Here is a 15,516-nt window from a genome sequence, read left to right as displayed (position 1 = left end):
AAAAATAAGTTTATATAGTTAAGAAATTAATTCTTTAATAGTTTATAATTATAAATTATAAATAAAACAAAAAAAATCACTAATCTTATGCATCCATAAGGAAATAAATTATGTCCAACTTACTTCATAATGGAAAAAGTGAACTGCAAAAAAAATCTAGTATTTATTTAAAATTATCCTTTGAATTTCGGATTTTGGATTACCACTTTCGCGAATTAAAAATATCAATAGAAGGAGTCGATGCTAAATTAGACTATAATTCAAAGTATTTTTTTTGATTTGTTGAAGAGTTGATCTTTTTTTTGTCAAAAAATGGCTATGCATTGCGTTGAGATTATGAAAAAGTGCAAATTTTTAACTTACAAAATTTAAATTTAGGCGAAAATCTTATTGATTTTAAATCAAAATTCAAACTAATTACCACTTTTGATTTGATATATAACTAAAATTTGGAGAAAGTATGAAAATTTACACCACTAAGAATAAAAGTCCTTTTTATACGCTAGTTTGTGAAGAAATTATCCTAAAAGATGAGCAAAATCACGATGATATTCTGTATTTATATCAACATAAAAACGCAATAATTATTGGTAGAAATCAGAATATTTATGAAGAAATCAAACTTGAGGAAGTTAAAAAAGAAAATATTGAAATTTACCGTAGACTTTCAGGGGGAGGAGCTGTTTATCATGATTTAGGCAATATTAATTTTTCTTTTATAACTGGAAAACAGAACCATAGTTATCAAAAATTTTTAGAACCAATAATTGAATTTTTTAGATTACTAGGTTTAAAAGCAGAATTTAAAGGCAGAAACGATTTAATTGTTAATGGAGCAAAAGTTTCCGGAAACGCGCAAATAATTTACAAGGATAAAATTGTTCATCATGGAACAATTTTGTTTAATGCTAATTTAGCCAAATTAGCACAAGTTTTAAAACCTAACAAACTTAAAATTGAATCAAAAGGGATTAAATCTGTGCGACAACGAGTAACAAATATTCTTCACGAAATGGAAGAACAAATCGATGATAATGAATTTATTTTTCGACTAATTTCGTTTTTCGAAAAAAAATACAAAACAAAATCAGATGATGTTGAAAATTATTTTGAAAATGGAATTTCAAATCAGGAAAATTTTCACCAGATAAGTGAATTTAGAAAATCTAAAAATTGAGTTTTTGGTACAAATCCTTTTTTTAGTTATGAAAATACAAAGCGAACTAGCGCGGGGATTTTAAAAGTGCTTGCAAATATAGAAAAAAATTTAATTACAAAAATTAAATTTGAGGGTGATTTTTTGTCGAAACGATCAATTGAGGAAATTCAGGTTATTCTTGAAAGCAAAGAATTTAGCCGCAACAGTCTCGAAAAAGAGTTGGGAAATATAGATAATTTAGAAGAATATTTTGGATTAATTCCACTTAATGAAATTTTAGATACAATTTTTGGTAATTAAAAAATAAATGCAAGCCAATAAAAAAATCCAGGTCAAAAATGAAGAAATTTTCTACTTTTTAGAAGAAAATAATAGGCCAAAAGTTCTTTTTTTACATGGTTTTAACTCAAGTCATAACTTTATTTTTCAGCTTAGAAAAAATAAATACCGCAAATATGATATTATAACTTTTGATTTTCCTGGTTGTGGCCAAAGCACAAGTAATGGTGATATAAGTGTTGAATATTACCAGAAAATTGCAAGGGAATTTATAAAAACCTTAAATTTGAAGATTGAAATTGTCGTTGGTCACTCGCTTGGAGCAACAATTGCATTGGATGTTTTTAAAGAAAAATTAGCTAAAAAAGCGGTTTTGGTTGCTCCATTAAATCCTTATATTTTTGAACATGATTTAGAAAATGAGCTGAAAAAATTAGGGTTGTGACTGTTGCCAAAAAACTTAGAACAAGCAAAAAACTCACTTGCAAATCTTGTTTATGAAAACAAATTTGGCTATAAAAATAATTTAGCGGAAAATGCAACTAAATTTTTTAGAGCTGTAGAAAAAAAAGAAGGGGTTTTTTCAAATATTGTCTTTAACCAAATTCTTAATCTAAATTGACATAAAAATGTGCTTTTGCCGCTTTATAAGCAAAAAAACAACTATCTTTTAATTGCTGGAGTTAAAGACAATTTTGTTTCATTGAAAAGCTTGGAAAAAGTTGCAATAATTTTTGGACAAAAAATTATAAAATTAGAAAACACAGGCCATGCAATTTTTTTTGAAAAAAGCGAAGAAGTTAATGCTGAAATTGAAAAAATACTATAAACTTAAGCGTAGAATCCGTTTTTAATTTTTTCTGCCACTTCTTTTGAACCTAAATTTTCAATCACCGCAAAAGCTAAATCAGCTGAGCTTGCCGCATTTCTTGCTGATATATAATTTTTGTCAATAGTGGTCGCTGTCTCTTGTCTTTGTCTAATTTTTATATTATTTTCGTTTGGGTAGGAGCTAAAAAGGTAATTTTTTGCTAAATTTAGTTCATAAATTGCATTTGGCGCATCACAAATGGCAAAAACATACTTGTTTTTTGCAAAAAATTCCCGTATGAGTTCAGCGGATTTTTTGCATTTTCTCAGTAATTGCGCTGCAAAACCACCTGGAATAAAAATTGCGTCAAAGTCTCCAGATTTTCAGTGATTTTGTCCTTGAATTTGCGCAATGCCAAATTGTCCTGTTACTAGTTTATTTTCTGGGTTAAAAAATTCTATTTGGTTGAAAATATCGGCTTTTTTTATTAAGGAAATAAAAGTTGTAAGTTCGATATCCTGAAATTTATCAAGCAAAATAACTAATAATTTCATCGTTTACACCTCATTTTTGATTTTTTTTTTTTTTTTTTTAAAAAAAAAAAAAAAAAAGAAATGCTATAACCACTTAGACTTATAAAATAAATTAAGGCAAAAGCTAACGGAAGTAAGGTTCTAAAACCTCTGGAACATTTCAACTGCCATCTGGGTTTTGGAATTGTTCTAATAAAATCGCAACAATACGATCAATTGCTAATCCAGAGCCGTTAATTGTATGAGCATAGCTATTATTTTTATTATCGCGGTAGCGAATTTTTGCTCTTATTCCTTGAAAATCGCCGCAATAACTAATCGAGGCAACTTCGCGGTATGTGTTCTCAGAAGGTAATCAGGCTTCTAAATCGATTGTTTTTTTTGCTGAAAAACCTAGATCACCTGTTGATAAAAGCACCTTGCGATAAGGGATTTCGAGTAATTTAAGAATGTTAGAAGCATCGCGGACAACTTTTTCAAATTCGGTCATTGCATCATTTTCGTTTGTAATTTTTATGAGCTCAACCTTATGAAATTCGTGTAACCTAATTAAACCTTTTGTGTCCTTGCCGCCGCTTCCCGCTTCTGAGCGATAACATTTGCTATAACCAACAAGTGAAATTGGTTTTGAAAGATCGATAATTTCATTGCGAAAGTAATTTATAAGCGGAACTTCAGCAGTAGGAATTAAATAAAGATTAGAGTCATTTAAAGAGTATAAATCGTTTTTAAATTTAGGAAGTTGCCCTGCCCCATAAAGGGAATCGGAAAGAATTAGCGTATTTGGGATGATTTCCTGATAGCCGGTAGCAGTATGGGTATCAAGCATGAAAGCGATTAGGGCCCTAACTAATTTAGCCCCAAGATTTTTATAAATAATAAAACGGTTCCCGGAAATTTTAACAGCTCTTTTAAAATCTAAAATTTCCTTAAAAACACCAAATTCGTAGTGTGGTTTGCATCTAGTGTCAAATTTTTTTGGAAAACCTCAATGGGAAATCACTTGATTATCCAATTCTGAAGTGCCAAAAGGAACAGAATCATCGGGCAGATTCGGAATTTCCAGAATTTTTTGATTAATTCATATATCTAACTCAGTTCATTCATTTTCAAGTTCAAACGTTTTTTTTTTAATATCATTAACTTGTTTTCTAAGTGAGCTTGCATCTTTTTGCAAACGTGAATATGCACCTATTTCTTTACTAATTTGGTTTTTTATTGCTAAAAGTTTGTCAATTTTCTGGCGTAAAATGTTTTTTTTTACACCTTTTTCGTATAATTTGTTAATAATTGAAATATCAAAACCACGATCTGCAAGTTTTTTTTCAACAAAAGATTTATTATTCAAAATTAAACGAATATTCATACTATTAATTATTTTTTAGATTATAAAAAACACCTTTTCCAATATACTCGCTCTTTGAAAAAGAGTTTAGATATTCTTCAATTATTAAAAGGCGGTTGTATTTAGCAATCCGGTCTGTTCGCGAAAGTGAGCCTGTTTTGATTTGCCCAGCGGATATGGCAACCGCAAGATCAGCGATTGTTGTATCTTCGGATTCTCCGGAACGATGAGAGATAACCGCCGTCATTCCTGATTTTTGTGCTAGTTGAATTGCATCAAGAGTTTCGCTTAAAGTTCCAATTTGGTTTAATTTAATCAAAATTGAGTTTATTGCCTTTGATTTTATAGCTTCTTTTAAAATTTTAACATTGGTAACTGTTAAATCATCGCCGACAATTTGGTGGGTTTTTCCAAATCTTTCAGTAAAAGCAACAAATCCTTGTCAGTCAGATTCGGCAAAGCCATCCTCAACAGAAATTATTGGATATTTTGTAAAAAGACGTTCATAATAATCAAGTAATTCTGTTGAACTAAATTCAAATTTCTGGTTTTTTTCAGTATCAGATTTATTTGAAAGCGCAGTTTTTAATTTCTTAAATACGTATTTTTCACCATTATAAAATTCAGAGGCAGCAGCATCAATTGCAATTGCTATAGCATTTTCACCTTCAATTGCAGGGTTAAGTCCAGATTCTTTAATTGCTTTAACTAAAAAATCAAGCGCCTGTTCATGCGAATTTAAATTTGGGGCAAATCCGCCCTCGTCTCCTACTTGAGTTCCATAGCCGGCTTTTTTAAGCAATTTTGCAAGATTGTGAAAAATTTTGTTAGCAGCTTGTAATGCTTTTCTAAAAGTGGAAAATCCGAGTGGCATTATCATAAATTCTTGAAAATCAAGTGTATTTGATGCATGCTCACCACCATTTATTATATTAAGCATCGGCACTGGCATTAAAGTTGGGTTTGGCCCCCCTAAATATCTAAAAAGCGGTAATCTTAATTCATTTGCTGCAGCTTTTGCAACTGCAAGTGAAACCCCTAAAATTGCATTAGCGCCCAGTTTTTCTTTGTTTGGCGTACCGTCTAATTCGATCATTTTTTGATCGATTAGTCTTTGGTTTTTAACACAAAAACCAATAATTTTAGGTGCAATTATATTATTTACATTATCAACAGCAGTCATCACCCCTTTTTGTCCATACCAATTATCCGCGTATTTTGTGTTTCCATCACGTAATTCAAGCGCTTCTTTTGAACCAGTTGATGCTCCTGATGGCACAATTGCTGTTCCAAACCCGCCTGCTAAAGTATAAACTTCAACTTGAATAGTCGGATTTCCGCGTGAGTCTAGAATTTCTCTTGCAAAAATTTTTGTAATTTTTGACATAACCAACCTCGCTACTTTTATTTTGTATTTAATATTCTTTTTGATTTTTGTTATAAAAACTAATAAACAAAAACATTCTACCATAATTAATGGTTTTTATTTATTTTTTTATTAATTTTTTATCAGTAAAAAGAACAAAATATGCAATTTTGTTTTCAGGCAAAGTCTAAATTTAAAATTAAGAAAATTTCTAAATTTTAACTCAAAAAAATACAATAAAAAAACTTTTACTTTAAAAAGTTTTTTTTATGTAATAAATTCTAAATTTTCTTAATTTATAACTGAAAGGAAGGCAAATGAAGAATAAGCTAATTCATTACGCAATTAAATATAAGGGGGATTATAAATTAATTCAAAAAGCTGTTCAAATAGAAGAGAAAATAACAAAAGAAGAGCTTTTTGAGATTCAGAAAAAACTTGATTCTGGAAAAATTAATGCAATTACTATAGTTGATGAAAATTATCCTGAGTCTTTTCAAATGCTTAAAGATCCGCCTTATGTTTTATTTTATCGAGGTAATATTGAATTTCTTAACAATAAAATGCCCAAAAGTTCACTTATAGGCGAAAAATATAACTCAAAAATTCAAGAATTTTTTAACCGTTCACTAGACGAGGTTATTAAGCGACATATTTTAGTTACAAACGGGTATAAAGGTGTTGAGCAAAAAGTAATGGAATATTTTCGTTTAAATGATGCGCCAATTATTGCAATTTCGGCAAACGGAGTCCGAAACCCTTGACTCTTTGATGATTTTTTAGACTATAAAAATGTTTTGTTTATTTCTGAGTACCCAAGTGATACAAAAATAAACAGACAACGATTAATCGAACGTAACCGTTTAGTTGCCGGACTTGCTAATTTTTTAGTTATCTATTCAATCCGGCAAACAGGTGGCTCACAAAATTTAGTTAACTATTTTCTTGATTTTGGTAAGGAAATTTATTGTTTTTTTGACAAAAATGATGAAGATGCGCTTGATTATAAAGGTTGTTCTGATTTAATTTACCAAGGTGCAAATTGGATTACCGAAATCAAAGATATCTATTATGAAAGCGGATCTAGAGGAGAATAATGTATATTTTAAGTTTGTTTAATGATTTAAAAGTTGGGACCGAACTTTCGACATTGGCTACTACTTTGCAAAAATGAATAAAGTATTTAACACAAATTGGAATGCCAATAGCTGCGGGTATACTTGTTGCATCAGTTGTTTTTTTTGCAACAATGTTAGCAATTTCTCATGAGCTTGAAAAGCGAGATAAATGAAAAAAAGCGCTAATTTGGTCTTCAATTGGATTTGTTATTATTTTAGTTGCACTTGGGCTTTCAACAGTGATAATTTCTGTTGCAAGTTCGGCGGCATCCGGTGGGGCAAGTGGTTAATGTTTGGTTGGCTTTTTAATGGACTAATCAGTTTAATTACTTATCCTTTTTTTACTTTAGGTTGATATTTTTTAGTTTATTTACCATTATCTGTTATTGCATTTTTTAATTTTATTTTTGATCAAATCGGAATTAATGTAATTGTAAATGCGCTTTTTCAAAAAAAAAGTTTTTCATTTGAAAATTTGCCAGTCGGTTTTTGAATTTTTGCAATCACTTCAATTTCGATGGGTTTTATTGTTTTTATTTTACGGTATATTAAATTTTTAATTATTCGCAAAAGATCAGCAGATAGTGAAATTATCGCAATGGGGAAAGTTGGCTTTGGTTCGTTTGCTTTCATTTTTCTTTTCCCAATTATTTTTTTTGTTTTGCTTGTTACAATTCAGTCAACCCTTTTTTTAATTAATGATTATATTCGCGGGGAACAAAATTTAATTATAGTAATGCTAAGATCGGCATCTAATAAAATTCCTGAAGATGAGATAAACTCGATTTCAGAAAGTTTTAGTTCACCTAGTTATTCAACTTTTTCAGCAATGGAATCTGGCGAGGCAATTAGTTTAATTATTACTTTGTCTGCTTCATCAATTATTGTTGCTTATATTTTAGGAATAAGTTTTATTTCATGATTTACAGCATCGGCGCAACTTTTTATGAATTTTTTGACAATGCCTGTTTGGGCAATTAGCAGCATTTGGGATGATGGCAGAAGGTTAAAATCTTGGACTAAAAACTTTTTAGGGCAATTTGCAATAATTATTGTCTATCAGGTCAGTTTTAATTTGTTTTTAATTTGAATTGGTTCTACTTACAAAATTGCTGATTTAATTGATTTAGACCAAGTGAAAAGTCCACAAATTTTCCGATTTTTATTCAGAATTTCTTTTATAATCGGTGGTGGATTGGCAATTGCATCATTTACTCGCCAAATTGCAGCACAATTTGGACAAGCAGGGGCTCTTGAACACCAACAAAGATTGGCATCATCTGTATTAAAGGTTGGCGCTGTCGCTGCCACAGGAGCGGCTGGAATAATGGCTTTAGGACAAAATTTTAAAAGCGATAAACTTAATGTTAGTAGTTTGTTAGAAAAAAATAAAAATAAAAACCCATTTAATGTTACTGATAATTCGTTTTTTCCTGGCTCATCAAAACTAAATAGTTGAAGACTTCCCGCGATTGCAGAAACAACAGCAGCGGCTTGACCTATTTTGGATTGAGGTTATAAAGGTTTAAAACATGCAACACAGAAATTTAAGGAAAAACGAGCAAAAAAAGCTTTAATCATAGATACAAAAAAAAGCCCAGCAAGACTATTTTTTGACAAAATTGGTGGCTTTTTTAAAAAAAACAAGAAACAAGCTAACTCAGATGGCGCTTCGGTTGAGTTACTAAAACTTGACAATAAGCAAAAAGCAAACAGCGAAAACTCTAATAAACCTCCACTTCTTTTACCATACAAAAATTTAAGCGAAAATAAAGAGAATGTGGAGGATAAATTACAAAAAAACCCACAAAAAAATACTGATATGGTAACAAATACACATAAAAGTGGGAATATTATTGGAAAAGTGGATGATAATAATGGCAAAAATAGTGAAAAAAATACTGAAAAAAGCCTTGTAACTGAGTCAGAAACTCAAAATCTAGCAAAAAAAGCAAATAAACCAACTGAAATTGCCGAAACACAAGAAGAAAAACCTGAAAAAAAAGGTTTTTGAGAATGATTTTGAGGCAAATTACCTGAAGAAACAAAAAAATCAGAAACTACTGCAAAAACAGTGAAAAAAGTTACTAAAAAGGCAAAAAAATCCGAAATTAAAACTGCAAAAAAGTCAACAAAAACAAGCAAAAAAATTAAAACTGTTGAACCTAAAGAGAAAAAAACTAGTCAAAGAAAGAAAAAAACTAGCGAAAATCAAGTTGCCCAAGTCAAGGAAAATGACAAATCTAGGGTTCAAGAAAATGAATTGAAACTAAATGTTCATAGTAAAAATCTAAACTTAAAAAAAATAGAAGATAACCACGAAAACATAAAACCAATAGCCAAAAAAACGATTAATTCAAAAAAACAAATAGAACCATAAAATTTGGAGACAAAACCAGAAATATCTGCTAAAAAAGACAAATAAAAACAAAAATCTTAAATAAAAAACGGAAAAAAATTAATGAAATTACAAAATAAAAGAATTAAAAATGTGCAAATTCAAATTTTTCGTAAAATTACTTTGATTGATTTGCCGATTATTATGTTCACGTTTTTCTTATCTGCGAGTATCAGTTTTGGTTTGCCTGAAAACATTTTTGTTTTGTGAAAAATTTTAATTTCTGCCAGTTTTTTTCTTATTTTTACTATACCTTTGATAAAGCATTATAAAAATTGAGGACTTAAGGGTTATAAAATTCTTTGGTACAAAATTTTGTATATTTCGCGGCCAAAAATTTATACAAAAATTTCAAAAACTAGTGCAAATACAGCAAATTTATTGCCATATACACGTGCAAAACAAGATTTTATAAAAGTTGCTGGCGGTTTTGTTGGCGGAATTGAGATTAGAGGACAAGATATTTTTAGTATTGGCGCTGAAAAAATAGAACAGATTCTTCAACAGCTAACAGCGAGTTTTAATGTAATAAACAACCGAATTTCAATTGTTAAAATCGCCCATCCAAATGATCTAACTAAAAATAAATTATTTTTTTTAACTTATCAAGATGAATGTATCAAAAATTTAGGAGAGGAATTATGTAGCGAATATAAAACAGATATTGCAAACTTTGATACTTATTTGCATCATCGTTATTTTATTATTGTTTATGAAAAAAATGATGTTTCTTTATTGCAGCAAGTGAATCTTTTGCGCGCTAATATTTCTTTAACTGGATTTCACACGTGGTTAGCCCCGCTTCGAGATTTACTTGATTTAAATTTAAAGATTATTAATTTTAGCGATTTTTTAAATGAAAAAGAATTTATTAATATTAAAAACGGCGATGATATTAGCAAATATTTAGCCCAAAATAAAATTGAGTGGCATCCTGAATATTTCAAAATTAATGATGTTTATTTTTCGGTTCAAACTATTAATGAATATCCGTTTAACTTGCCACTTGGTTGGGCTGCACAACTTTTTTCAACAAACAGCAGCGTTGTTTGGCATTTAAATCGTCTAACGACCACAGAAAAAGAAAGCAGTTTCAATAAAGGGGCAAAAAATTTAGAATATAATTTAAATGATCAGCGTAATCTTGTTCATAAAACAAAAACCGCAACAGAACGTGCGGCACTTGAGGAAATAATCAATATTGCTGCTTCATCACGGGAAGAAATTTTTTATTCAACTTTTATCTTTTTAAATACAGCGGCAACAAAAATTGAACTAAAGGAAATTGAAAGTCAAAATCGTAATAACCTTCGAAACATCGGCGGTACAATCAACCCTTTAAAATATCGACAATTACAAGGTTTTGCTTCACTTTTCTTTCGTTTTAGCAACTTTTTAAAAGAAGAAATTGAAATGCCAGCTAGTAATATTGCTTTTGGAATACCATTTACATCAAGAAATTTTAATGATGGAAATTATAATATAATTGGCATTAGCAAAACTGATTATACTCCAGTTTTCTTTGATCTTTTTTTGCAAGATCAAGACCGAAAAAATTCGAATTGTTTTATTTTAGGAACATCTGGCGCTGGCAAATCGACAATGACTAAAAAATTACTAACTTATAATAAAGCAATCGGCAATTCTGTAATAGTTTTGGATCCCCAAAATGAATATTGAAAAATAGGCGATAATTTGGGTGCAAACAGCATTAATTTTGGCGGCGGTATTTTAACGATTTTTAACCCGCTGCAAATTCAGAAGGTTTTCAATCCCCAATCAAAACAAAAGCAAAGTGAAAATTTTAATAACGTTGAAACGATTGCGTTACATTTGCAAAATTTAGAAAAATTTTTTGGAATTTTGCTACCAAATTTAGACCATAAAATGTTAATGGCAATTATCGAAGCCATTAACGAAATGTATAAAAATCGCGATTTTTATACACTTTTTGATGATGTCTGCCTTTTAGAACCAGATAAATTTCCAACTATTAAGGATTTAATTTCCCAGTTTGATAATATGAATTTTAACTATATAACTGATTTTGAAAAAACAATCGTTTTATCAACTTTAAGTTATGAATTTAATGAATATGGTAAATTAAATCGGTTGTTTAATGGTCATAGTACAAATTTAGATATTGCACATGGACTTGTAATTTTCAACGTATCAACTTTGATGCACCTTGAAAAACGTATTTATCAATCAGCTTTTTTTCTTGTTTTATCATTTATTGAGGGGAAAATTGCTACTAACTTTTATAAAAACCAAAAAATTGTATTAATTGTAGATGAAGCTCACCGTTTTATTGATGAATCAAATACAATTGCGCTTGATTTTCTTTTTAAAATCGCAAAAACAATTCGTAAATATAATGGTTCTTTAATAATTGCAACACAAAATCCTAGTGATTTTGCAATTAGCGGCGAAGCCGCAAGAAAATCGGAAGCAATTATTGAAAATTGTCAGTATGCTTTCTTTTTTAACTTAAAAAGTAATGATATTGAAAAAGTCGACAAACTTTTTTCTTCATCAGGTGGTCTTACAAAAGAAGAAAAAAAATTTATTGCGCTTGCACAGATTGGCGAATTTATTTTTTCGGTAAACCTAAATGATCGTTATATCTGTTCTGGCTATTTTAATAAAAACGAAAAAAAATTATTTTTTGACAAGGGTGATAAGTCAAAAATGGAGGAAAATTAATGAGCAAAAAATTACCAATTTTTTTAATAACATCAATAATTCCGTTGCCTTTTTTAGCTCTCAGTTATCAGAATGTTGATTATTTTGAAATCAATAAATCAAAAAGTCAACCAATGGAAATTTATGCTGCAAATTTTACATGAGCTGTTAAAAACTTTGAAGTTGAAAGGCAAGCAGATTCTGTTTTTTTTGAATGAAAAAATAATAAAGACCATACGCAAAATAAAGAAATTCGCAGACTTGGAACATACTGGTTTGATAAGAAAATAAAAAACAAAGTTTATCCACCTGGGTCAAGGCCTGAAGTTAACAGGAGTAATTTTGCTTTTGAATATTGCGAGAATTTAGAGAATTGCAAAAACTGACAATTTTTTTTAGATGAAAGTAAGTTTAGGCATTGAAAAAAAGAAACAATTTTCAGAGTTTATGGTGAATATGATAAGTCAATTTTTGATCAAATCTCATTAATAATCACCTCGGATAAACATAGTTTAAATAAAAATACTAGTTTTAATGTCGCAAAAAATTTAAATAAACATGTCAAAGAAAAAATCAATAACCTTGAAAAAAATTTAAAAATAAACAATTTTAGAATATTAAACATAATTTATCGGATTGGGTTTGAAATTACAGAAGATAAAATCAAAAATTTTACAATAAATTTGCAGTTTAACTACAATTATCAAAAACCTATTTTAAAATTAAACAGCAAACTTACAAAATATTTAGAGGATTTAAAGAAAAGCTTTAATACTAAAGTTATTAATAATAATAAAATTGTTTTACTTGATAATCAAAAAAATGAAAAAGAGGATGAAATACGCAATTTTGCATTAAGTCCAACATCAGAAATGCTTGAGAAACTTAACGAAAAAGTAGATAAATTATCTAAATTATTATTTAAAAATGGCCCAAAATACAATGCATCATTAAAATTTGATTTAAAAAGCCACACTAAAATTGAGTTTTTCTTAAATTTTCAACATCCTGAAGATAAAAATTACTATAATTTTGCACTAAATAATAACGTTAGGCTTAATTTTTCTACAGAAAAAAGTTATAATCAAGGGCAGTTTTGAAAAAGGTTAACAATAATACCTGGGAAAATTTACGATCAAAAAGATTACAAGGCAAAAACCGATGAACCTATTAAAATAAAAGCTGGTAAAAATAAAGAAAAAAAAGAAAATTTTGACTATATCTATGGCGGAAAATGGGAATATCACGATAAAATTAGGCTAAATTTCTTTGCTGAGGAAAATGAAAATGAAATTCTTTATGTAAATGGAAAACCAATTGATGTCTTAGATCGGAATTTTAATTATGAACTTGATGATTTAAGACTTGACCAGAAAAATAAAAAAAGCGCAATAAATCAGTATAAAATCGAAATCAAAAAATTTGAAAAAAGCAATAAAACACAAGATAATTCCAAATTAATTGCTCTATATGAAATTGAATTTGTAATTAAAGCAGCGAATTCAGTGATGGATATTAAATGATTTGCATGAGATCCACAGAATAATGAAGAGCAGCAAAAATTAATTGAACCATATTTAAAAGATACATCGGGAACCATAATTTATGATAATTTTGGTAGTAAAGCAAAAAATCCAAAATTTGATCCGTTAATAGATAAAGAAACAGGCACAAAAAAACAAATTGTCTGAGTTTTAACTGGTAATAACTTAGACTCCCTGCCAGAAAACAGTAATTTTGCGCAACTTCCTAGCGAAATTTTTCAACAAAACGTAAAACCAATTAGTGATTTTGGCTTTATTGCTGAGGCGAGTGTTAGTGGAAAAGGCGCAAACATAACTTTAAATTCATCAATTAAAAATGAGAAAGTTTTTTCATATAGATATCAAGTTGATTCTAATAATAAAGAAAAATTCGAAATTTTAGGTGCAAAAAACCACAAATCCGAAAAATTTAATATTACAAACAGCACCAATAAATACTTTTCAAATTCAGGAATTTGACTTTTTAGTTCCCAATTTGACAAAGGGCTTTCTTCATATAAAATTGTCTCAATAGGAGAAAATGCAAGCGCGCAACTTTTTAGTGATGTTTTCCCAAATAAATCAATTATTCCGTTTTGAGAATCAAAACCAGGGCAAATCTTATCTCAAAATCTGTTATATAAAAAAATGACATGAAAAGAAATTAAAAACCTCTCATATGAACAGATTTTACTCCAATGACGCAATTTTATCGAAAATTTAGTTAAAAAGCAAACGCTTCAAAAAATTAATACACGATTTGATATAAATTATTTAATTAAAAATAGAATTATTTTGGCAATTAAACAGAAAAAAATCACTAAAAATTCTCTGAATTTTAAAAATAATAACAATTCAGAATCTGAAAGCGCGACAAATAATGAAATTTTAGAAATCACCCCAGAAATGAAGTCTGATTTGTTAAAAATAATATTAGCTGAGGACGAGGAAATTTCTAAAAATGAATTGACAATCGAAAATGTTGAAAAAAATTCTGATGGTAGTTTCAATTTTGATATAAGTATAAAACTTAAAAATGATGAAGAAAGCAAATTTTTTGCCAAAAAGCAAAATAAATTCAGTTTTAAAAATATAAATATCGAGGATTCAAAAATAAATTCAACAAAAACAAAAATAAATTTTGATACTAAAAAAATTAATTTGCCAAGTAATGTAAATTTTGGCAGTTTTTTTGAAATAATTAAAAATTTTTTATCTCAGGAAAATGCAGATAAAGTTGATATTTTTCTAGAAGAAGAAAATAATAATATTTATGCAAATTTTAAAGTAAAAAGGGAGTATGAAAATGATTTTTTTGTTGAAAAACCGTTTATTTTATTAAAAAAGATAGCAAAAACTAGTGTGATTACGGGCTATACCAAAAATATTTTTGATGAACTTGACCTTGATAGAATAAATTTAGCCGGAATTTCCCGTTTTGAAAATGCAAAAAAAATCATTTTAACTGAAATTGAAAAAAGTTGAAAAAATGAAAAATATAAGTTTAATTCTGATTTTATAATTGATAATTTTGATGGGATTGTGGAAAAAGTAGTGAAAAATATCGAAGAAAATGACCAACTTCCACATAAAATTTGGAAGTTGGAACTAAGAATAAAACCTGATTCTAGCAAAAACTTTTATGGTTCAAAGATAATTAAACTGGTTAACATTATTGGAAGTTTGGTCGAACCAAAAATAGATAATTTAAATCAAATCCGTGCTACACAATTTAGTTTTTCTGTCTCAAAACACAGCGGTGATTTAGAAAAGGCATTAAAAGATCACGTCTATAATTTACTCTTGCCTGAAGAAATCGATGCTAAAAAGTATCTATATTTACAAAATTTAGCACAAATCGCGCACGAATTTCGCCTAAATCCAAATTTGGACCGTGCAACTTTAATTTTAGAACCCGGAACTTCTCAGTTAAATGGGAAAAAAGAGCTGACAGTCTTTAATTCTGATTTTTCGCCGTTAGGTAATTTAAATGATGCAAGTTTAAATCAAATAGCTAATACAAAAAATATTTTCGAGAAAAAAACAACCCTATATTGATTAATTCCAGTTATTATCTTTATGTCACTTGGTATTGTGTTTCTTGGATTTTGGATTTTTAATAAATTTATTGTTAAATTCAAAAACTAAAATGTAAAAGTAAAAATTACATTTTCTGATTTTTTATAATTAAAATATAACAAAATTATTGCCAAATTTATAATAATTTTGTTATATAAGAAAAACTTAAAAATTAAAAAATTATCTGATAAATTTTATTTTAAAATCGTGGAAATAATCG

At 28.6% G+C, this 15,516-nt stretch carries 11 protein-coding genes; 8 read left to right on the top strand and 3 right to left on the bottom strand.

Translation table 4 applies throughout. The features are described 5' to 3' along the window. The first annotated feature begins 110 nt into the window (after window positions 1-110). Genes MYF_RS01720 through MYF_RS01710 form a run of 3 tightly spaced genes read left to right on the top strand, consistent with a single transcriptional unit; the run spans window position 111 to window position 2,267 of the window. Window positions 111-446: a hypothetical protein gene (locus MYF_RS01720; protein WP_002557546.1), complete on the top strand. Its 336-nt coding sequence runs from the start codon at window positions 111-113 to the stop codon at window positions 444-446. A gap of 14 nt (window positions 447-460) precedes the next feature. After that, window positions 461-1,459, top strand: coding sequence for a lipoate--protein ligase (locus MYF_RS01715; RefSeq protein ID WP_002557545.1), 999 nt, complete (start codon window positions 461-463; stop codon window positions 1,457-1,459). 7 nt (window positions 1,460-1,466) lie between these two features. Further along, window positions 1,467-2,267, top strand: coding sequence for an alpha/beta fold hydrolase (locus tag MYF_RS01710; protein WP_002557544.1), 801 nt, complete (start codon window positions 1,467-1,469; stop codon window positions 2,265-2,267). A 2-nt stretch (window positions 2,268-2,269) separates the two neighbouring features. On the opposite strand, the gene MYF_RS01705 is transcribed toward MYF_RS01710, so the two are convergent. From MYF_RS01705 to eno, 3 genes are all read right to left on the bottom strand, one after another. Then, window positions 2,270-2,803: a DJ-1/PfpI family protein gene (locus MYF_RS01705; protein ID WP_002557543.1), complete on the bottom strand. Its 534-nt coding sequence runs from the start codon at window positions 2,801-2,803 to the stop codon at window positions 2,270-2,272. Window positions 2,804-2,906: 103 nt separating this feature from the next. Then, window positions 2,907-4,148 (bottom strand): serine--tRNA ligase, encoded by a 1,242-nt coding sequence (serS, locus tag MYF_RS01700; RefSeq protein WP_002557542.1) that lies wholly within the window; start codon window positions 4,146-4,148, stop codon window positions 2,907-2,909. 4 nt (window positions 4,149-4,152) lie between these two features. Continuing rightward, the gene (eno, locus tag MYF_RS01695) at window positions 4,153-5,514 is read right to left on the bottom strand and encodes a phosphopyruvate hydratase (protein ID WP_002557541.1); all 1,362 of its coding nucleotides are present in this window, start codon (window positions 5,512-5,514) and stop codon (window positions 4,153-4,155) included. 296 nt (window positions 5,515-5,810) lie between these two features. Here eno and MYF_RS01690 point away from each other — a divergent pair, with 296 nt between their 5' ends. The 5 genes from MYF_RS01690 to MYF_RS01670 all read left to right on the top strand — a co-directional run bounded on the left by MYF_RS01690 (window position 5,811) and on the right by MYF_RS01670 (window position 15,365). Further along, entirely contained in the window at window positions 5,811-6,590 is a 780-nt protein-coding gene (locus MYF_RS01690) for a DNA-processing protein DprA (RefSeq protein ID WP_002557540.1), read from the top strand. Continuing rightward, on the top strand, window positions 6,590-6,901 hold the full coding sequence (locus MYF_RS01685; protein WP_039387610.1) for an Mbov_0395 family pilin-like conjugal transfer protein: 312 nt from the start codon (window positions 6,590-6,592) through the stop codon (window positions 6,899-6,901). The genes MYF_RS01690 and MYF_RS01685 overlap by 1 nt, the downstream gene beginning before the upstream one ends. Beyond that, on the top strand, window positions 6,901-8,991 hold the full coding sequence (locus MYF_RS01680; protein WP_051054268.1) for an Mbov_0396 family ICE element transmembrane protein: 2,091 nt from the start codon (window positions 6,901-6,903) through the stop codon (window positions 8,989-8,991). The genes MYF_RS01685 and MYF_RS01680 overlap by 1 nt, the downstream gene beginning before the upstream one ends. Window positions 8,992-9,072: 81 nt before the next feature. Then, window positions 9,073-11,715 carry an Mbov_0397 family ICE element conjugal transfer ATPase gene (locus tag MYF_RS01675; protein WP_002557538.1) on the top strand — a complete coding sequence of 881 codons (2,643 nt, stop codon included), beginning with the start codon at window positions 9,073-9,075 and terminating at the stop codon, window positions 11,713-11,715. Beyond that, window positions 11,715-15,365: an Mbov_0399 family ICE element protein gene (locus tag MYF_RS01670; RefSeq protein ID WP_002557537.1), complete on the top strand. Its 3,651-nt coding sequence runs from the start codon at window positions 11,715-11,717 to the stop codon at window positions 15,363-15,365. Before MYF_RS01675 ends, MYF_RS01670 begins: the two co-directional genes overlap by 1 nt. The last annotated feature ends 151 nt before the right edge of the window (window positions 15,366-15,516 follow it).

The sequence above is a fragment of the Mesomycoplasma flocculare ATCC 27399 genome (assembly GCF_000815065.1).
Taxonomy (GTDB): domain Bacteria; phylum Bacillota_I; class Bacilli_A; order Mycoplasmatales; family Metamycoplasmataceae; genus Mesomycoplasma; species Mesomycoplasma flocculare.
This window is presented reverse-complemented; position numbering and strand designations above follow the sequence as displayed.